General features: G+C 70.0%; 19 protein-coding genes and 2 pseudogenes. 6 read left to right on the forward strand and 15 right to left on the reverse strand.

Annotated features, from left to right (window positions below; genetic code table 11):
- Positions 1–195 precede the first annotated feature (195 nt).
- Complete coding sequence (locus BBK14_RS33695) at positions 196–1152, forward strand: LLM class F420-dependent oxidoreductase (RefSeq protein WP_071067175.1); 957 nt, start codon at positions 196–198, stop codon at positions 1150–1152.
- 67 nt (positions 1153–1219) lie between these two features.
- Here BBK14_RS33695 and BBK14_RS33700 read toward each other — a convergent pair whose 3' ends face one another.
- From BBK14_RS33700 to BBK14_RS36385, 5 genes and pseudogenes are all read right to left on the reverse strand, one after another.
- Complete coding sequence (locus tag BBK14_RS33700; protein WP_071067176.1) at positions 1220–2452, reverse strand: metal-dependent hydrolase family protein; 1233 nt, start codon at positions 2450–2452, stop codon at positions 1220–1222.
- Between the two features lie 23 nt (positions 2453–2475).
- Positions 2476–2808: a hypothetical protein gene (locus BBK14_RS33705; RefSeq protein ID WP_071067192.1), complete on the reverse strand. Its 333-nt coding sequence runs from the start codon at positions 2806–2808 to the stop codon at positions 2476–2478.
- Positions 2809–2813: 5 nt separating this feature from the next.
- Positions 2814–4085: an aromatic ring-hydroxylating oxygenase subunit alpha gene (locus BBK14_RS33710; protein WP_071067177.1), complete on the reverse strand. Its 1272-nt coding sequence runs from the start codon at positions 4083–4085 to the stop codon at positions 2814–2816.
- 143 nt (positions 4086–4228) lie between these two features.
- Positions 4229–4972 (reverse strand): SDR family NAD(P)-dependent oxidoreductase, encoded by a 744-nt coding sequence (locus BBK14_RS33715; protein ID WP_071067178.1) that lies wholly within the window; start codon positions 4970–4972, stop codon positions 4229–4231.
- A 1099-nt stretch (positions 4973–6071) separates the two neighbouring features.
- Positions 6072–6221, reverse strand: a pseudogene (locus BBK14_RS36385) (Tn3 family transposase); the annotation flags it as partial.
- A 241-nt stretch (positions 6222–6462) separates the two neighbouring features.
- Between BBK14_RS36385 and BBK14_RS33730 the strand changes: the two are divergent.
- Positions 6463–7017: a hypothetical protein gene (locus tag BBK14_RS33730; protein WP_198541510.1), complete on the forward strand. Its 555-nt coding sequence runs from the start codon at positions 6463–6465 to the stop codon at positions 7015–7017.
- An 82-nt stretch (positions 7018–7099) separates the two neighbouring features.
- Here the strand turns inward: BBK14_RS33730 and BBK14_RS37945 are convergent, their stop codons facing one another.
- From BBK14_RS37945 to BBK14_RS33740, 4 genes are all read right to left on the reverse strand, one after another.
- Positions 7100–7306, reverse strand: coding sequence for a hypothetical protein (locus BBK14_RS37945; protein WP_131802492.1), 207 nt, complete (start codon positions 7304–7306; stop codon positions 7100–7102).
- Positions 7281–7808 (reverse strand): YdeI/OmpD-associated family protein, encoded by a 528-nt coding sequence (locus tag BBK14_RS33735; protein WP_241832066.1) that lies wholly within the window; start codon positions 7806–7808, stop codon positions 7281–7283. The genes BBK14_RS37945 and BBK14_RS33735 overlap by 26 nt, the downstream gene beginning before the upstream one ends.
- Entirely contained in the window at positions 7769–7900 is a 132-nt protein-coding gene (locus BBK14_RS43105; RefSeq protein ID WP_275078533.1) for a hypothetical protein, read from the reverse strand. The genes BBK14_RS33735 and BBK14_RS43105 overlap by 40 nt, the downstream gene beginning before the upstream one ends.
- Positions 7901–8029: 129 nt before the next feature.
- Positions 8030–8710 (reverse strand): DUF7715 family protein, encoded by a 681-nt coding sequence (locus tag BBK14_RS33740; protein ID WP_420849212.1) that lies wholly within the window; start codon positions 8708–8710, stop codon positions 8030–8032.
- A gap of 295 nt (positions 8711–9005) precedes the next feature.
- On the opposite strand from BBK14_RS33740, the gene BBK14_RS43110 reads away from it, so the two are divergent.
- On the forward strand, positions 9006–9608 hold the full coding sequence (locus tag BBK14_RS43110; protein ID WP_071067183.1) for a TetR/AcrR family transcriptional regulator: 603 nt from the start codon (positions 9006–9008) through the stop codon (positions 9606–9608).
- Between the two features lie 72 nt (positions 9609–9680).
- On the opposite strand, the pseudogene BBK14_RS33750 reads toward BBK14_RS43110, so the two are convergent.
- Positions 9681–11051 (reverse strand): annotated as a pseudogene (locus tag BBK14_RS33750) (aldehyde dehydrogenase family protein); the annotation flags it as partial.
- A gap of 407 nt (positions 11052–11458) precedes the next feature.
- Between BBK14_RS33750 and mftD the strand changes: the two are divergent.
- From mftD to mftR, 3 genes are all read left to right on the forward strand, one after another.
- Positions 11459–12643, forward strand: coding sequence for a pre-mycofactocin synthase MftD (mftD, locus tag BBK14_RS33755; RefSeq protein WP_071067184.1), 1185 nt, complete (start codon positions 11459–11461; stop codon positions 12641–12643).
- Positions 12640–13440, forward strand: coding sequence for a mycofactocin biosynthesis peptidyl-dipeptidase MftE (gene mftE / locus BBK14_RS33760; RefSeq protein WP_071067185.1), 801 nt, complete (start codon positions 12640–12642; stop codon positions 13438–13440). Before mftD ends, mftE begins: the two co-directional genes overlap by 4 nt.
- A 112-nt stretch (positions 13441–13552) precedes the next feature.
- Positions 13553–14155 (forward strand): mycofactocin system transcriptional regulator, encoded by a 603-nt coding sequence (gene mftR, locus BBK14_RS33765; protein WP_235013678.1) that lies wholly within the window; start codon positions 13553–13555, stop codon positions 14153–14155.
- A gap of 67 nt (positions 14156–14222) precedes the next feature.
- Here mftR and BBK14_RS33770 read toward each other — a convergent pair whose 3' ends face one another.
- From BBK14_RS33770 to BBK14_RS33790, 5 genes are all read right to left on the reverse strand, one after another.
- Positions 14223–16571: a xanthine dehydrogenase family protein molybdopterin-binding subunit gene (locus BBK14_RS33770; RefSeq protein ID WP_071067187.1), complete on the reverse strand. Its 2349-nt coding sequence runs from the start codon at positions 16569–16571 to the stop codon at positions 14223–14225.
- Positions 16572–16604: 33 nt separating this feature from the next.
- Positions 16605–17276, reverse strand: a complete 672-nt coding sequence (locus BBK14_RS33775; RefSeq protein ID WP_071067188.1) for an SRPBCC family protein — start codon at positions 17274–17276, stop codon at positions 16605–16607.
- A 174-nt stretch (positions 17277–17450) separates the two neighbouring features.
- Entirely contained in the window at positions 17451–17921 is a 471-nt protein-coding gene (locus BBK14_RS33780) for a (2Fe-2S)-binding protein (protein ID WP_071067189.1), read from the reverse strand.
- The gene (locus tag BBK14_RS33785) at positions 17914–18789 is read right to left on the reverse strand and encodes an FAD binding domain-containing protein (RefSeq protein WP_071067190.1); all 876 of its coding nucleotides are present in this window, start codon (positions 18787–18789) and stop codon (positions 17914–17916) included. The genes BBK14_RS33780 and BBK14_RS33785 overlap by 8 nt, the downstream gene beginning before the upstream one ends.
- A gap of 564 nt (positions 18790–19353) precedes the next feature.
- On the reverse strand, positions 19354–19626 hold a 273-nt coding region (locus tag BBK14_RS33790; protein WP_131802493.1), incomplete at its 5' end, for an RNA-guided endonuclease InsQ/TnpB family protein.

Consider the following 19626-nt stretch of genomic DNA (forward strand, 5'->3'; position numbering starts at 1 on the left):
CCGGCACCCGGCAGGTCACCGACGCCGAGGTCGGCCTCGTCACGGGCGGCGGCGGCCCGCTCGCCCAGGCATTCCTCTTCACCAACGACCGCTGATTCACCAGTGACCGCTGTTCGCCCAGGACCGCTGTCGAAGGAGAAGTGACATAGCGACCTTGTCCCGGGTAATCCCCGTCCCAGATCCCAGGAGGCACCCATGCGAATCGGCCTGATGATCGGTTCCGACAGGGACCGGCAGTACCGGGAGCGGGTGCGCGGTTTCATCGCCGACGCCCAGAGCGCGGAGGAGGCGGGCTTCGCCTCGATGTGGATGCCGCAGATTCCCGGTTACTTCGACGCGCTGACCGTGGTCACGTTGATGGGCCAGGCGACGCGTCGCATCGAGCTGGGCACCGCGGTCGTGCCGGTCCAGACCCGCCATCCGGTCGTCATGGCCCAGCAGGTGCTGTCCACCCAGGCGGTCTGCGAGGGGCGTTTCACGCTGGGGATCGGGCCGTCACACCACTGGATCATCGAGGACCAGCTCGGCCTCTCCTACGAACGCCCCGCCCACCTGGTGCGGAACTACCTCCAGGTGCTGAACGCGGCGTTCGCCGGGCCGGGGCGGATCGACGTCGACAACGACACCTACCGGGTACACAGCCCGCTCGACGTCACCGACCTCGTCCCGACGCCGACCCTGATAGCGGCGCTGGCACCGGTCATGCTCCGCATCTCCGGCGAGCAGACCTCCGGAACCATTCTCTGGATGGCGGACGAGCGGGCCATCGGCGACTATGTCGTCCCGCGCATCACGAAGGCCGCGACCGACGCCGGGCGACCGGCACCGCGCATCGTCGCCGGGGTTCCGGTCGCCCTGTGCCCCGCCGGCGAGGTCGACGCCGCGCGCTCCGCGGCGAACGAGGTCCTCGGGCACGCCGACTACTCGCCCAACTACAAGCGGCTCCTCGACCACGGGGATGCCAGGGACGTCGGCGACGTCATGGCCGTCGGCGACGAATCCGCCATCGTGGAACGCCTGCGCGGCTTCCGCGACGCGGGAGTCACCGACCTCGCGGCCCGCGTGGTCGCGCTCGGAGCCGACCGCGCCGAGCGCGTCGAGTCCCAGCGGCGGACACAGGCTTTCCTCGCGACGCTCTGCTCCCAGATGTGAGCCAGGTGGCGCTGGAACCAGCCGGCCGCGGTCCGGTCGTCTGGTCTGGTCCAGCGCCACGCCCGTACTACTCGTTCTTGTAGACGAGACCGTCCTTCATCACGAACCGCACGTCCTGCGTGGCCGTGATGTCATCGGATGGATCTCCGGGAACCGCGATGATGTCGGCCAGCAGACCAGCCGCCAGGCGGCCGCGGTCATCGACACCGATCAGCTCGGCGCTGGTGACCGTGGCGGCCCGCAGCGCCTGCATCGCGGTCATGCCGCGGTCGACCAGAGCCCACAGCTCCTTCGCGTTGTGCCCGTGCGGGATCGCGGGCGCGTCGGTGCCGCACGCGATCCGCACCCCGGCCTCGATGGCCCTACCCAGCGTCCGCCGAGCCCGGGGGAAGACCTCCGCGGCCTTCGCCTGGAGCGCGGGCGGCGCCTTCGAGATGTCGAGGCCTTCCGACAGATAGCTGGTGGGGACGAGGAAGGTCCCGTGGTCGACCATCATCCGGATGGTGTCGTCGCTGGCGAGTGAGCCGTGCTCGATGCAGTCCACCCCGGCCCGGACACAGGCCCGGATGCCCGCGTCGCCGTGGGCGTGGGCAGCCACCTTGAGCCCCGCCCGGTGGGCCTCGTCGACGATGGCCGCGATCTCCTCGTCGGAGTACTGCTGCGCGCCGGCGGCGGTGCTGTGCGACATCACCCCGCCCGACGCCGAGATCTTGATGACCCCGGCGCCGTACTTGATCTGGTAGCGGACCGCCGCGCGCACCTGCGGGACGCCGTTGGCGATTCCCTCCTCGACGCCCAGCGGCATGATGTGCGGCGCGAGCCGCTGGAACATCGTCGGGTCGAGGTGCCCGCCGGTGGGCGTGATCGCGTGACYGGCGGCCACGATCCGGGGTCCCTGCACCCAGCCCGCCTCGATCGCCCGGGCCAGGTCCACGTCCAGCAGGTACCCACCGGTCTTGACCATCAGCCCGAGGTTGCGCACCGTCGTGAAACCGGCCAGCAGCGTGGTACGGGCGTTCACCGTCGCCCGCAGGGTCCGGTACACCGGGTCGTCCTGGACGCCGTGCAGCGGGTTCGGCAGGCCCGTCGGGTTCTCGGGGCCACCGAGGAGGAGATTGATCTCCATGTCCATCAGGCCCGGCAGCAGGGTGAGATCGCCCAGATCGATCTCGGTCGCGTCGGGGGGCGGCGCGGCCGGGTTCACCGCTGTGATGCGGTTCCCCTCGACCACCACGACCGCGGGCGACCGCACCGTCCCCGCGTCGACGTCGACCCAGCGCGCCGCGCGCAGAACGGTCACGCCGGTAGCACCAGGTACGCCGGTCACGGGACCGGCTCGATGACGCAGTCGACCGCGGCGGCGCCGGAATCGGGAATCCGCGGCTGCTTCCACGCCTCGACCGCGAAGGACACGCTGATCATCGAGTACAGCAGGTGCAGGAGGTTCAGTGCCGTCTCCGGCATCTCGTCCAACGGAAAACGGTCGCAGTACGCGATCGCGGCCTCGGCGCGTGGGGTGATCGCGTCGTAGAACTCCTGCATCTCCGGCATCGAGCCGGCGAGCCGTCTCCCGTAGCGCTCGGCCTCCGTCGCCAGGCACCAGACCGTGGCGTAGGGCTCGAGATCGGCGAACTCGCCCGGCAGCAGGGTCGGCATCGGGCTCACGCCCCCGCGCCGTTGTGCTGGTATTCCCCGACCCAGTCGGCCGCGACCTTGTGCAGGTGCCGGCAGAGAACCTCCTGGTCGTTCAGCGGGAACTCGGCGACAGCCCGGGACTCGAGCATCGACTGCGTCGCCTCCAGCGTGTTGGCGTCCTGCAGCGCGTACTCCTTGAAGGTCACCGCGGCCATCTCGCGGGCAACCCGGTCCCGCGCGTTCCGGGAGGGAACGAAATACAGGTTCCCCTCGAAGGTGTGCGTGTTGTGCGACGTCGGCCAGTAATGGTAGGTGAGATACCAGCCACCCGCCCAGATCAGAATCACGAAGTTCGGCCAGAGATTGAACGAGTCCAGACCCCACGGCTCGCAGCCGGCCGGGTTGAGACCCGCCGGCATCTTCTCGACGCCGAGATCCGGTTCGTCCCAGGGCCCGAACAGGCCGCTGCGGGTGATGTCCTCCATCGGCTTGCGCATCTCCGGATCCAGTTCCCACGCCTTGATACCGGCCGTGCTGACCAGCCGGTGCGGGCCGTCGATGCGGTAGTGCGGCGCCTCGAACCCCGCCTGCTGCGCCGCCGTCGAGAACTTCGACGGCGTCTGCCGGGCGTGCAGAATGGGCGCATGGTAGAACTCCTGGAAGGCGTCCATGAACAGCTTCCAGTTCGCGCCGACCTCAGCGCGGTAGTAAAAGCGCTCGGTCATCGTGTCGAACGGATATCCGCCGAGCGCGGTGACCATCGGGCCGAGGAAATCGGGCAGCGACTGTTCGGGCTCCTTCGCCAGATTGACGAAAATGAATCCGGACCAGACGTCGCAGTGCACCGGGACGAGGCCGAAGTCCTTCTTGTCCAGGTTGAAGAACTCGCCCTCCTGCTGCACGAAGGTGGCGGCGCCGTCCAGGCCGTACCGCCAGCCGTGGTACTTGCAGGTGAACTGGCGACAGCTACCGGCGGTCTCCTCCCGCGGGAAGTCGTTCCACACCAGCTTGTTGCCGCGATGGCGACAGATGTTGTGGAAGGCCCGGACCTGACCGTCGTTGTCGCGCACGACGACGATCGAGGCCCTGGCGGCCTCGATCTCCTTGGTGAAGTAGCTCCCGCTGCGCGGTAACTGCTCGACCCGGCCCACGTTCAGCCAGGCACGCCTGAAGATCGCATCCCGTTCCAGCGCGTAGAAATCGGGCGAGATCGAGTCCTCGTACGACACCAGCCCGGTTCCCAGCTCCGGGTAGTGTTCCGTCCAGCTTCCCTCAGCCGGCTTCGGCCATCGTGCCACAGTCATTCCTCCGTTTCGGGTGGGTCCGCTGCCGGACGCGGATCCGGCTCCGGGTCAGCTCGGTGGGTCGGCCTGTGGGTCGGCTCTGTCGGGCACGGCTGCCAGGTGGCGGTACGGGGGTCGGCGCGGCATCGGGCCCGCCGTCACATGACACTCCCGCCGTTCACCCCGAGGACCTGGCCGGTGATGAAACCGGCGTCATCGGAGCAGAGAAAGGCGCAGGCGGCGGCTATGTCATCACCCGTCCCCAGCCGGCCCACCGGGATCGCGTTCACCAGGACCCCGCTGTCCGGCAGGTCGCCGGCCGCCTGGGCGCTGCGGGACATCGGTGTGTCAATACTCGACGGCGGGATGCTGTTCACCGTGATCCCGAACGACGCGTACTCCCGCGCGAGGGCCTTCGTCATGGCGATGACGGCACCTTTGGACGCGGCGTAGTGGACCATGCGGGGCGAACCCCGCTGAGCGCTTGACGACGAGAGGGTCACGATACGACCCCACCGCGCCGCGACCATATCAGGGATCACAGCCTGAACGCAGTGGAAAGTCCCGGTAAGATTCACCTCGATCACCCTGTTCCAGGACTCGAGTGTGATTTCAACAAAAGGCTCGAACGCCGCGAGCCCCGCACTCGTGACCAGTATCTCCACCGGGCCGAACTCCTCGCGGACCTGGCTCAGCGCGTTCTCCACGGCCGGACGGCTGGTGACGTCGACCTCGCACGCCAACGCCTCCGCCCCGTCCGCGGCCAGCTCCTTCGCGGCCTGCCGCGCGGCCGAACCGTTGCGATCGACCACGGCGACTCTGTGGCCCCGGTCGGCGAGATGCCGGCAGATGGAAAGCCCCATCCCCGACGCACCGCCCGTCACCACGGCGACCCGCTTCATCTGGAACCGGCCGCTGCCCGCGACGGCGCGACGGCGACGAAGCGCGCCGCGCCTCCTGGGCAAAGGTCGTGCTCCACCGCTGAGACCGCGGCCGAGACCCACGAATGGTGGCCCGTGAAGTCAGCCATGCGCACCCACCTTCGTCGTCGCCCGTCACGGAGTCCGCCGGACCGCCGCGATGACGCGCTCGGAACTCTGCATACGACAACGGCACCGGGCCCGGGCGGCGCCGTTTGCCGGCTTCGCCGGCCGATGCCGCCTGCTTCCCGAGTTCGCCGACGGTGCCCTGCCGGCTCATCATCGCCGGCACGCCCTTGGCCGTCTTTGCATGTCCGGCCAATTCTGTGCTGGTTTCGGCCACTGACCGGCAACCGATGCCCGTGGTCGACGACCCGCAGCAGGCAAAGGTTCTGGTCCCGCGAAGGATGTTCCGCGGCATTCGCCGGTTCGACCGGCTGTTCCGTCTGCTGCTGAACGAGGGCGATCGCGTTCCCGAGATCCGTGACACACTCGGCGCCGCGCTGACCAGCCAGGGCGAGCCGCTGCCGCGGAAGGACCACCCGACCACCGTCATGCTGCTGGCGGCGTGGGGCGGATACCACTTTTTCGGCCTCGTACCAGCCCCGCTGTTGCGGGGGGTACCGATGACGACTTCGTCGAGGAGCTGGCCACGTCGGCGGGCGGCTGGATGCCGGAGCTCATCATCGAGCCGCCGGCGGAGGGTGCGCAGCCGTAGCGGCTCCGGCAGTCCGACCGGAGCCGCCGGCCTTTCCCCGCCCGGTGCTCACCGGCTCACCTGGATATAGGACGGGCTCGGCATCCCACGACTCGCGCGGTTCCGACACCAGGCCACGTTCATTCGGCAACTTGCCACAGCGCCGGCGGTTTCGGGGCGCTCGGGTGCGCGGTATCCGGGTCCCGGACGGCGCACACGGTGCCTCGTGCCGTCGCGGCGCACGCCGTGACGAAGCCCTCCTCGTACGCGGCCAGCTCCGGCCCACACCGCCGGTGCGGGACGCGCGGGATCATCGGTCCCGTGACTGATCCCGCTCCCCTGGCCGACGACGATCTGGCGGAGGTGCCCGGCCAGTGCGGCTGCGGCGGCGAGGTAGCGGGTGTTCCACAGCACGACAGCGTTGAGGACCAGGCCCAGCGCGCCGAGCTGGTCTTCCTGGCCTTCCCGGTAGGCCTGGCGCAGTTCCCCGCGCTGCCCATGGAAGATCTTGCGGGCCAGGCGGTGGCGGGATTCCTGGAAGGTGAACTGGGTGTGGACCGCGCGGTTGAATGTCACCATGGCGCAGGCGATATAGGGGGCGGGGGAGCCAAGTGAATAGTCCGGGTGACGCGGGGCAGCGGATGAGTGTGGGGAAATCGCCGCGTTGGTCTCGGCGATTGTCGCCGTGGCTGGTCTTCTGTTAGCGGTGTTCGGAGTACCGCTCACCGGTGGTTCATCACTTAACCAGTCCCTCGCCTACGGTGCCGGTGCCCCCGTGACCTCGGGCGTTTCCGAGACGCCGGCCGCACCGGCCTCATCCACGTCGACCACGCCGACCGGTCCGGAGGCGTCTCCTCCGCCCGTGTTGCCAAGTGGCTGGCGCCGTGTCAGCGCACCCGGTCTCAGCGTCACCTTCGCCGTTCCGGACGGCTGGACTCAGGTGGTCGACAACGATCTCCAGAGCACCTGGCACTCCCCGAACGAGGGCCACGCCATGAGCGTCAAGCGGGACACCTCGTATGGATCGACGCCCGAGGCTGCCTCTGCCGGACAGCTCGCCTGGTACCGCGACACGACCGAGTCCTCCATGGCCGACCTCACGGTCGTCACCCACCCGACCCGGCAGAGCGGCAAGGACGCCCTCTGGCTGGAAATCGACTATCACTGGGCCGGCCAGGCCGAACCCCGTAAGCGTGTCGAGCTGTTCGTCGCGGGCAAAGCAGGCCATGTCTACCAGCTGCTCTTCGACACCGCTGCCACGCCCACGAAGCTGGCGGCCCAACAGCAACTGTTCGCTACCGCACGCGACCAGCTACTGATCGACACGTGAGTACGGCGCGGAGGTGCGCACCTGCCTGGTATGACTCCCCCGACCCAAGGATCAATTGAGGATCTCAAGAAGGCTCCAGAGATCACCCAGAAGATCGTAGGGAGATCTCGCTGCGGACCGCGGACCTCACGGTCAGCCAGGTCGTGCCACGGTGCGCCGGGATGTCGAGCGGCTGCGCGAGATGGGGTACCGGATCGCCGCGGTCAAGGTCCGGGTGCAGCCGCATCACGTCGTCGTCACGCAGGCCGCGACATCCGGCCCGGTCACTGCGGGTAAGGCGTCTCGCCACGTTCGAGCATCCCGACGAGCGTCGCCAGGCGATTCGCCCGGCTCGACGGACTCGGCGCGGTCATGATCCTGTGCAGGACCGCATAACGGTTACGGCCGTTCAAACCCGCGAACGCCGACGCCGCAGCCGATGAGGCGGTCAGCACGGCCGCCAGGTCATCCGGGACCTGCGCCCTCGCAGCTCCCGGATAGGCCCGGTCCCAGCGTCCGTCCGCCTTCGCGCCCTCGATCTCGGCGTGCCCGCGGGACGCATCCGGCCTTCCTCCGTCAGACGCGTCACGAGGCCGATGTTCCGCTCGGACCACAGCGAGGCCCTGCGGCGTGGGATGAACCGCTGCCGGAAGGTCATCGCATCCATGCTCTTCTTCTGCCCGTCGATCCAGCCGCTGCACAACGCCTCCTGGAGCGCGAGGTCGTAGCTCAGCGAGGTCGGAGACGTGGTGCCCTTCTTCGCCAGCAACAGCTACACCCCGTCGGAGACGGCCTCGTTCACGTCCAGCCATGCCCGCCACGCCGCGGCATCGGCGACGACCAGCACCTCCGGCTCGGCGCTGGTTCGAGACTCCGCTCCGGCCGCCCCGTCACCCGCGTTCATGGGCTTCATCGTATGGACGGCGCCGACATGACCTGCAGATGATGAGCACGGCCGGGGTCACGTCAGCGGATTCCTGCGCCCGGGCCACGGCGCTCTGCCGGGCTGATGTGCGACTATCCGGCGGGCTCCTCAGCCGGCCGGTTCTCCGATCATGTTGGTGGGGACGTCGCAGATCAGGTACGGAATGCGGGCCTCGCAGGGGCGGCAGGAGTGAGCGGTCCAGGAACAGCTGGCGCCCGTGCCCTTCCAGACCCGCATCTCGCGGTAGTCCGCGTCCTTGGGGCCGTCCGGGTCGTCGAAGACCTCCACGCTCTCTCCGATGAACACCATCTCACTCATGTGAACGTACTCGACGGGCTTTCCTACGGGTTTCAGCTCGGGCAGCGCGGGCAGAAGCTTCATCGCGGCGCACGGTTTGTGCAAACCCTTGGTCTTCGGGTCCAGCATGACCTTGGCGCCGGTAATGGTGGTCCATTCCGCACCGACCGCGGGCATCTTCGGATCAACGATCCGCCAGGCACCCCCGGTGTCGAGTCTGCGTTCCGCCACGGCACCGACGGGCCAGCCATGGACGAGTCGAGCCATCCCGGCAGCCAGTGAATCAGCGGACACGGTGACCCAGCCCTGGTCGACGAGACTCGCCCGTAGTGCATCGAGGTAGGAGCCGCGCGTCAGCACGGCGATGTCGCGGACCATCGCGGTTGTCGTCGCACGGTGCGAGGACAGTCCTCCGAACGAGCGACCGCAGCCGCATCCCTGCTGTTCGTGGCCGCAACCCRGGCCCGTGACGACCTGGCAATCTTCTGGCACGGTCGGCCAAGCCCGTCCCTTGCCGCCGTGCAGAACACCGGATCCTGATAAGGGATACCAGGGGAGCCCTCTCCGCGATCTTTGTCGGGGATTACCAGCGAGCGATCGCGCGGCAGGTCACACCGCCACCCTCGCCTGTCACCCACCGTCAGGGGACGTCGGCGTGCGCCGGAGGCTCGCCGGGGCAGCCATCGGGACGATCGACCCAGCTGCGCCGGATCGGTGAGACTCTCCCCACGTCGCGCTGAACAAAAGTTCAGCATGGCTGCGTGCCGGCATCAACCAGAATGAGGACATGACCACGCCACGCCGTACCGGCACCGAGAGCTCGAAGACTCGCGTGCTCCTGCTCGACGCCACCGAACGACTGATGCGAAACGAGGGTTACGCCGCGGTGAGCTCACGCAGTGTGGCCAGCGCGGCCGGCGTCACACCCGCACTGATCCACTATTACTTCCCGACATTGGATGACCTGTTCCTCGCTCTCTTCCGGCGCGGCGCCGAGAAGAACCTCGAACGTCAGAGACGCGTCCTGACATCACCTCAACCGTTGCGCGGACTGTGGGAGTCCAGCATCGAGCCCGCGGGCACGTCGCTGCTGACCGAGTTCATGGCGCTCGCGAACCACCGCAAGAGCATCCGCCAGGAGATCGCGGAGTACGCGAAGCAGTTCCGGCGCCTGCAGACCGAACTCCTCTCGAGCCGGCTGGAGGAGTGCGGAGTCGACCCGGCCCAGGTCTCACCCACCATCATCCTGTTCATGATCGGAGTCGTCAGCCGTGGCTTCGTGGCGGAGGACATGCTCGGGATCACCGACGGCCACACCGAGGCACTGGCTCTCGTGGAACGGTTGTTGCAGCGTTTCGAAACCTCGACGGAGGCCGGCAGCGAGCCATGACAGCAGTCGAACGTGCCGGCCAGTCTGACGGCGGCCTCGGCCTCTGGCGCGGTGCTGGACCTGGATGTCGGTGTAGCCGGCCAGTCCCCAGGGGCCGTTCTCCACTCCGAGTCCGCTCCACCTCGCCCCACCGAAAGGCTGGTGAGGCCCGAGGGCGACATGGGCGTTGACCCAGGCGGTTCCGCACTCCAGCCGCTCGGCCACGGCGCCGGCCCGGTCGGGGTCCGCGGACCACACCGACCCCGAGAGTCCGAAGGTCGTCGCGTTGGCCCGGGCCACGACCTCGTCGACGTCGCGGTACGGGAGGATCGGCAGCACCGGGCCGAACTGTTCCTCGTCGACGATCCGGGTGCCTTCCACCGCCCCGGTGATCACGGTGGGCTGGAAGAAGTAGCCGGGGCCACCGACCGGGGCCCCGCCGGTGAGCGCGGTCGCGCCGCCCGCGAGCGCGTCGGCCACGAGCTCGCCGACCCGCTCGTACTGCGGCCGGTTCTGGACCGGCCCGAGCTCGGTGTCCGGATCCATGCCGTCACCGACCCTGGCCGCCGCGACACGGGCGGCGAGGGCGTCGGCGACCTGATCGTGCAGCGCCTCGGGGACGTAGAGGCGTTTGATGGCGGAGCAGACCTGCCCGCTGTTGTCGAAGGCGCCCCGGAACAGCTTCTCCACGATGGCGGCGGGGTCGACATCATCGAGCAGGATCGCGGGATCGTTGCCGCCGAGCTCTAAGGTGAGGCGCTTGAGGTCTGGGGCCGCCGAGGCGGCGATGTGCTTGCCGGTCGCGATCGACCCGGTGAAACTGATCTTGCGCGGGGTGGGGTGCGAGGTCATCCACCTACCCAGCTCGTCTCCCCCGGACACGACGTTGAGCACGCCCGGCGGGAACACCTCGCTGAGGATCTCGGCCATCAGCAGGGTGCTGCGAGGCGTGAACGGTGACGGCTTGAGCACCATCGTGTTCCCGGCGAGCAGCGCAGGCGCGATCTTCCAGGTCGCCAGCATGATCGGGAAGTTCCACGGGGTGATGGCCGCGACGACCCCCACCGGGCGGCGCACGACCTCGACGCGGGCACGGGCGTCGTCCTGGATGACCTCTCGAGGTATCTCCAGCTGGGAGAAGTACTTGAGCCAGTAGCCGGCTCCGAACGCCTTCCTTTTCGCCGACTTCAGGGGCTTGCCCTGCTCGGCGGTCAGGACCGGGCCGATCTGGTCCGCCGAGGCCGTGAGTCGATTCGCGGCCTCGGCGAGGGCGGCCCGACGCGCGTCCTCGTCCCCGCGCCAGCCGACGAAGGCCTTCGCCGCGGCGTCGAACGCCTCGTCCAGCTGCTCCGCGGTGYAGTCCGGAGCCTGCGCGTGGACCTCGCCCGTCGCCGGGTTCACGACACCGAAGGTCGACCGGGCAGCTCGACGCTCCCCGCCTATGATCATCGAGACGTCGGGCATGATCCCCTCCGCATCCCTGCTCGAAGTGCTGGTGACGCACCGTCGACCGCACTAAACAGCTGTTTAGTGCCACCAGGATCCGCGCGTCAAGGGACATACGACCGGCGAACCGCGCGGGGCGCCCCGCCAACCTGGCCCTGACGCAACCGCGGGATCAGGTCGCCCGATTTCGGGACAGGGCTTCATTTTAGCCCCGAGTGTCATTAATGTTCTCGCATGCCGGGGACAGCGGCTCCTCGCCGGGAGGAGGCCGCGGGCAGGACGCGCTGGCTGATCCGCTCCGGCGCGCGCCGGCGGCACCGCCGGTCTCGGCGTGTGCCGAGAGCCCGCTGGCCGGGTTCGCCCCCCGCCGGCTGAGACGAGATCGCACTCGGCTGCTCCCGTGGGAGCGCCGCGAAAGGTGGAGCATGAGCAGCACATGGTTCGAGTCGGTCGCCGAGGCACAACGGCGTGCGCGGCGCAGGCTGCCGAAGTCGGTGTACAGCGCGCTGCTGGCCGGCTCGGAGGCCGGCGTGTCCTACCGGGACAACACCGCGGCGTTCGACGAGCTCGGCTTCGCGCCGCACGTGGCGGGGCTGTCCCCCAAGCGTGATCAGCAGACCACGGTCCTGGGCCAGCCGATCTCCCTACCGGTGGTCATCTCCCCGACCGGGGTGCAGGCGGTGCACCCCGACGGCGAGGTGGCGGTCGCGCGGGCCGCCGCGGCACGGGGCACCGCCATGGGCCTGTCCTCGTTCGCCAGCAAGCCGATCGAGGACGTCATCGCCGCCAACCCGCAGACGTTCTTCCAGATGTACTGGATGGGCACCCGGGACTGGATGATCCGGTGGATGGAGCACGCCCGGCAGGCCGGAGCGGTCGGCCTGATCGTCACCCTGGACTGGTCGTTCTCGCACAGCCGCGACTGGGGCAGCCCGTGGATCCCCGAGCGGCTCGACCTGAAGACCATGGTCAAGCTGGCGCCCCAGGGCGTGTCCCGGCCCGCGTGGCTGCTCCAGTACCTGCGCACCGGACGGCTTCCCGACCTGAGCGTGCCGAACCTGGCCGAACCCGGCCAGCAGGCCCCGGTGTTCTTCGGCGCGTACGGCGAATGGATGCAGACACCCCCGCCGAGCTGGGAGGACATCGCCTGGCTGCGCCAGCAGTGGGACGGGCCGTTCATGCTCAAGGGCGTCTCCCGGGTGGACGACGCCCGCCGCGCCCGCGACGCCGGGGTCAGCGCGATCTCGGTCTCCAACCACGGCGGCAACAACCTCGACAGCACTCCGGCCCCGATCCGGGCCCTGGCCGCGGTCGTGGACGCGGTCGGTACCGACGTCGAGGTGCTCATGGACGGGGGCATCCGCCGGGGCGGGGACGTCGTGAAGGCACTCGCGCTCGGCGCGCGGGCGGTCATGATCGGCCGCGCCTACCTGTGGGGCCTGGCCGCCGGCGGGCAGGCCGGGGTCGAGAACGTCCTGGACGTCCTGCGCAACGGCATCGACTCCGCCCTGCTGTCCCTCGGGCACTCCTCCATCCACGAACTGACCCCGGACGACGTCCTGGTACCCGACGGCTTCCCCCGCACGCTCGGCGCGGCGCCCGCGCGATGACCACCGGAGCGGGCAGGACGGACACGGGCCGGGCAGGCGCGGCACGAACGGACGCGGGCCGGACGGGACTGTCGGGGCAGGCCTGGACCGACATCGCCGGCAGGCCGCTCGTCCTGGTGCCGGTGGGGTCCTGCGAGCAGCACGGGCCGCACCTGCCCCTGGTCACCGACACCACGATCGCGGTCGCGGTGGCCGAAGGCGCGGCGCAGCTCCTCCTCCGGCGGCGCCCCGCCGAACCCGTCCTGGTCGCACCACCCCTCACCTACACCGCCAGCGGTGAGCACCAGTCGTTCGCGGGCACGATCTCCATCGGCGGCCCGGTCCTGCACCTGGTACTGGTCGAGCTGATCCGCTCGATGTCCACCTGGTCCGGCCCGGTGGTGTTCGTCAACGCCCACGGCGGCAACCTGCGTGGCCTCACCGAAGCCGTCACCCAGCTGCGCGAGGAACGGCACGACGTGGCGTGGGTGCCGTGCGAAGCCGACGCCGCCGACGCGCACGCCGGGTTCACCGAGACCTCGCTCATGCTCCACCTGGCACCCGACCAGGTGGACATGACCCGGGCGGCAGCCGGTAACACCACCTCCCTCGACGAGCTGCTACCCGCCCTGGTCACCGGCGGAGTGGCCGCCGTCGCCCCGTCCGGGGTGCTCGGCGACCCGACCGCCGCCACCGCCCAGGAAGGAGAGCACATCCTGCGCCGGATGGTCGACAACGTGTGCGAGCTGATCCACAGCGGCGAGGCCGCCAGTGACGGGCGCCTGCGCCCGCCCCTGCCCGCGGCGCCACGGCTGTGAACGCGGGACCCGACCCCGGACGGCCGACGGGCATCACGGCGCGCCCTCGTCCCGGGCGTAGCGGGAGACCCGACGTGACCCGCGGATGTCACAGCGCCCATATTTTGTACGCGTGGCCACCCCATCGAAACGGCCGAAGGGCCGCCCACCCGTCACCGATCACGCCGCGATCGAGCGGGCGGCCTTCGCGGTGTTCACCGAGCGGGGGTTCGACGCCACCACCCTGGACGCGATCGCCGACGCCGCGGGAGTCGGGCGCAGGACCCTGCTCAGGTACTACCCGTCCAAGAACGACATACCCTGGGGGCAGTTCGACGAGAGTCTCGTCGAACTGCAGAAGTCCCTGGCCGGCATGCCCCGTGACATCCCCGTCCACGAGGCCGTGCACCGCGCGGTGCTCGCCTTCAACCACGTGGACCACGAGGCCGCGGCCCAGCACCGGCAACGGATGACCCTGCTGCTCAGAACACCCACGCTGCAGGCCCACTCCGTTCTCAAGTACCGGCGGTGGCGCGAGGTCATAGCCTCCTACGTCGCCGAACGTCACGATCTGACCGCGGACGACCTGCTGCCGCGTACCGTGGGCCAGGTCACCCTCGCGCTCGCACTGTCCGCCTACGAACAATGGCTGGAACACGAGGACAGGACGATCGAGGAGTTCCTCGACGAGGCCCTGCGCGGCCTGCGGGGATACTTCGCCGGCTCGCCAGGGTGACGCTCGCCCGGCGACGAACCGCACCGCCCGAATGGCGACGACCGGCATTCGGCCCGGTGTCGGTCTCCTATCCGGCCGTCCGTTCGTCGAGGAGCGCGACGATCGCCGCCGGCGTGAGCGGAAGGCGGGTGACGGAGACGCCGAACGGCGCGAGTGCGTCCGCGACCGCGTTGATGACGGCCGGGGGCGCGCCGATCGCGCCGCCCTCACCGACGCCCTTGTACCCCCCCGGGCCCGGCCCCGGAGTCTCGACGTGCACGTGCTCGATGAGCGGCACCTCGGCGATGGTCGGCAGCAGGTAGTCGATGAACGTGGTGGCGACCGGGTTGGCGTCCTCGTCGTAGGCCAGGTGCTCGTAGAGGGCCCCGCCGATGCCCTGCACGGTCCCGCCGTCGATCTGGCCCTCGACGACGCTCGGGTTGATCCGCGGGCCGCAGTCCTCGCTGACCAGGTAGCGCAGGAAGGTGACGACCCCGGTCGTGGTGTCCACCTCGCAGGTGCAGACGTGGGTGGCGTTGGCCCACAGCATCGGCGCCTGCGCCTGGTACCGGCCGCTCGCCTCCAGCCCGGGCTGCACACCGGGCGGCAGCGCGGCGGGATCGAAGTACGCCAGGTTCGCGATCTCGGCGAGCGACAGGCCGATCGAGGGGGTGCCGCGCACGGTGGCCCGCCCGTCCGCGAGCTCGATGTCCTCGGCCGCCGCCTCCAGGCGGTGCGCCGCGATGGCGATGATGCGCTCGCGCAGCTCGCCCGCGGTCACCCCAACCGCGCCGGCGATCATCGAACCGCTGCGGCTGCCGCCGGTCCCCCCGCCGAAGGGCGTGATCGCGGTGTCCCCCTGGATCGTGTTGACGTCGCTGATGTCGACGCCGAGCGTGTCGGCGGCGATCTGCACGGCGGTGGTCTCCAGGCTGTTGCCCGTCGAGCCGCCGGCGAGATACACGTTGACCGTGCCGCTCGGCTCGACGCGGACCGTGGCGCCCTCCGTCGCGTAGAAGCCCATCGCGGAGGTCGTGGGCTCCACGTAGCTGCAGGTGCCGATACCGATGTAACGGCCGTTCGCCCGGGCCTCGGCCTGCTCGCGGCGGAACGCGTCGTAGTCGAAGTGCTCCAGTGCCTTCTCGAACACCTCGCGCGGGGACATGTGGTCGTACGGCATGTGGCACGGGTTCACGTACGGCATGTCCGAACGGGCCAGGAAGTTGCGCCGGCGCAGCTCGACGGGATCGATGCCCATCCGCCGCGCGGCCACGTCGAGCAGCACCTCGCGGGCGACGGACTCGTACTGCCACGGCCCCCGGTAGGCGCTGCGACCCAGCGTGTTGGAGAACACCGACGTCGTCGACCAGGCCGCGGCCGGGACGCGGTAGGGGCCGGGGAACATCAGGCAGACCGCGGCGGCGGTGCCCACCGGCCACGGGGTGGGATAGGCGCCCACATCCTGGACGTGGTCGATCTGCGCCGCGAGAATCACGCCGTCCTCGTCGAAGGCGAAGCGCATGGCCCCGTGCTCGTGGYGCGCGGAGTTGGCCGCCATGAGGTTCTCCCGCCGGTCCTCGATCCACTTGACCGGCGCCGGCACCTTCCGCGCGACGAGCAGCATGCACATGTCCTCGCGCAGAGCCAGGACCTTCTGGCCGAAGCCACCGCCGGCATCCCGCATGATCACGCGGATACGGTGCTCCGGCAGGCCGAGGAGCCGCCCGGCGAACGCCCGCAGCTCGTGCGGCGACTGCGATGCCGCCCAGATCGTGAGCTCGCCGCCGGACCATTCCACGACGATGCCGCGGGTCTCCATCGGGACGGGCGCGTACGCCTGCTGGTAGATCGTCTCCTCGACGACGAGCGCCGCGGTGGCGCACACTTCGTCCACCTGATCCGTCGCGCCGCTGTCCAGCCGGCCGGCCACGTTGTTCGGATACTGCCCGTGCACAAGCTCCGTCGACTCCTGGGCGTCGACGTAGTACACGACCGGCGGCAGCGGGTCGTACTCCACGTCCACCAGTTCGACGGCGTCCTCCGCGATGTAGCGGTTGTCCGCGATGACGAGCGCGACGGGATCACCGACGAACCGGACCTCGTCCTGGGCGAGCGCCGGGCGCGGGGTGTCCGGGCTGTCGCGGCCGACGATCGCGTACCACTGCTCGCGGATGTCGGGGTTGAGGTCCGCGGCGACGAACACCGCGTGCACGCCCTCCAGCTCCACCGCCGCCGAGATGTCGATGCCGACGATGCGCGCGCGGGCGAACGGGCTGCGCACGAAGCACGCGTGAAGCATCCCCGGACGCATCACGTCGTCGACGTAGGTTCCCTGCCCGGTGAGCAGTCGTGGGTCCTCGACCCGATTCACCCGGGTGCCCGCGTAACGGGCGGCGGTCGGCGTGGCGGTGGCTGTCGTGGCAGCGGGGTTGCCCATGGCGCCCTTCGAACGGTAGTGGAGAGGCGGAACTCAGCCGCGACCCTGGCGGAACAGAGAGCTCAGCAACCAGCCCGCGACAAAGGCCACGAGGACCGGGGCGAGGCGTTTGACGACCGGTGAGCCGGCGGCGTCGAACAGGTTGACGGGCTCGGGTTCGGGCTGGTGGATGGTGCGTGCCCCGGGGGCGGCCGGGGCGGGTGCCGGCGGGAGCCCGGGACCGGGGACCGCGGCGGTGGGTGAGGCGGGGGTGGTGGTGTCGCCGCGGAGCACCGTGGACTCCAGGGACTCGACGAAGCGCCCAAGCAGGTTGGCGCTGACGTCGCTGATCACACCTCGGCCGAACTGGGCGACCTTCCCCGTGATGCGCAGGTCGGTCAGCACGCTGACCTGGGTGCCGGTGCCGTCGGGGACGAGCGTCACGGTGATGGTGGCCGACGCGTTGCCCTGGCCGCGGGTCTCCCGGCCGTCGGCCTTCAGGACGGCCCGGTGGGCGGCCTCGTCACGTTCGAGGAAGGTCGCCGTGCCCTTGTACTGCGCGGTGACCGGGCCGACCTTGACCTTCACGATGCCGCGGTACTCGTCGCCCTCCACCTCCTGAAGCTGGGCTCCCGGCAGGCAGGGCGCGATGCGTTCGAGGTCGGTGAGGACCGACCAGGTGACGGCCGGGCTCGCGTCGACGCGGAACTCGTTGCTCAGATCCATGATCTCATTCACCGACAGGCAGGTAGGGCCCACGACCAGGGGCGGACAGCGGTGGACAGGCCGGCCCCGGGCGGAGGGTCGGCATCGACAGGAACGGGCGGCCGACCGCCACGGCATCCCCCGGGGACCGGGCCGCGGGCGTCCCGCCCGTGCGGCGGCGCGACCGACCGCCGATCACGGTGTGTTACCGGCCGCGGCCCGTACCGCCTTGAAGATCCCCTGGTAGCCGGTGCAGCGGCAGATGTTGCCGGACAGGCCGGCGCGGATCTCCTCGTCGGTCGGGTCGGGGTTGTCCCGCAGCAGGGCGGTGACCGACACGACGAAACCCGGCGTGCAGAACCCGCACTGCAGGCCGTGGTTCTCCTGGAAGGCGACCTGTACCGGCGAGAGGTTCTCCGGTGTGCCGAGGCCTTCGATCGTGGTGACCTCGCGGCCCTCGGCCTGCACCGCGAGCACGAGGCACGCGCGCACCGCCGCCCCGTCGAGCAGCACCGTGCAGGCACCGCACACCCCGTGCTCGCAGCCGAGGTGCGTGCCGGTCAGATGGCAGTGCTCCCGCAGGAAGTCGGCGAGCGTCAGCCGTGGCTCCACCCGCCCGCGGCGCTCCAGGCCGTTGACGCGCAGTCTGATCTGTACTTCATCCATCGTGAGCCTCCCGGAGCGCGCGCTGCCAGGCTCGGGTGACCATCGCGGCCCCGACGCGCCGGCGGTAGTCGGCCGAGCCGTGCAGGTCGGCCGGAACGGACTGGAGCGTCGACATCGCGGCCCGCCCGACCTCGACAGGGTCGATCTCGCCGGCCGCAGTGCCGGTCACGGCCTGTTCGGCGGCGGTGGCGCGTTCGGGCGTGGAGCCGAGACCGAGCAGCCCGATGCCGCAGCGGCGGACGCGGTCGTCGCCGTCGAGCTCGACGGCGACGACCGCGCCGGCGATCGCGAAGTCACCGTGGCGGCGGGCGAGCTCCTCGACGGCGTGCCCGGTCCTGCCGCGCCAGGCGGGGAAGTTCACGGCGGTGAGGATCTCGTCGTCGGCGAGGGCGGTGCTCCAGGTGCCGAGGAAGAACTTCTCGGCGGGGATGGTGCGCGCCCCGCGCGGCGAGACGGTCTCCAGCTGCGCGTCGAGGGCGAGCGCCACCGCGGGGAACTCGGCGGCGGGGTCGGCGTGGGCGATCGCGCCGCCGACCGTGCCCCGGTTGCGGATCTGGAAGTGGCCGATGAGCGGGGCGGCGCGGGCCAGCAGCGGGACGGTCCTGGCGAGGTCGACGGACGACTCGACAGCGGTGTGGGTGGTGGCGGCACCGATGCGGACGGTGTCGCCCTGATGGTCGATGCCGGCCAGCTCGGGTATCCGGCCGAGGTCGACGAGGTGGTCGAAGACGGCGAGTCGCATCGCGAGCATGGGAATCAGGCTCTGGCCCCCGGCCAGGACCTTCGCGCTGTCACCGTGCTCGGCGAGCAGAGCAAGCGCCTCAGCAAGAGTGGACGGCGCATGGTAGGCGAACCGTGACGCTTTCATTGCCGTGGCGGCTCCGGACTTGTCGGGTCGACCTCGATCTCCAGCGAACGGAAGAACCAGGCCATGGTCTAGTAGAGGACGACGGTGAGCAGCTCCGTTCGGCGTCAGGTTCGCTCACGGTGCCGCCGCCGAGGTGTTCGTTCACGGCACGGATCAGTGTGGTCTCCACGGGGTTACTGAACGACCGTACAAGCTTCACCGGAGACCGAGCAAGTAGGCCTGGACCAGCACAGGCCGGTCTCCCGTCGGCCCTACGGAGCGGAGGAGGGACCGGGGACCTCCGAGCGCCCCGCCCCGCCCCGTGAACGGCGATCCTGCCCGCGTTCTGGTTGACGCCACGCAGCCGTGATGCTGAACCAGCGTTTAATGCCCAGGAGGGCTGGCTTCCCGTACCGCTTCGGCGCCGGCGCGAGAGGACGCGATCGAGGCGCGGAGGCGCCGATGACGCATCTTTCCGGCCTCGGCGGCGTTCCAGGAGATCCCTGTCCACCTCCCGTGACGGGAGGTGGACCATCAGCCAAGGAGACGCAGGTGACTCCTCCGACGGTTGGAGCCGTCGGCTTCTCAGGCCGCTTCGTCGGCCTGACGGGCCAGCCCGACCCGAAGGATGTTGACCGCCGCGTTCACGTCGGCGTGCGCGGCATGCCCGCACGCGACACAGGTGAACGCGGCCTGTGTCCTGCGGTTGTCGGCGTGGCAGTGCCCGCAGACCGCACACGTGCGGGAGGTGTTGGCGGGGTTGACCTCGACGACCGTCCGTCCGGCACTTTCAGCCTTGGCGCGCAGCACAGCGAGGAACACCCCCCATCCCGCGTCAAGGATCGACTCGTTCAGCCC

Source organism: Parafrankia soli, assembly GCF_001854695.1.
Classification (GTDB): domain Bacteria; phylum Actinomycetota; class Actinomycetes; order Frankiales; family Frankiaceae; genus Parafrankia; species Parafrankia soli.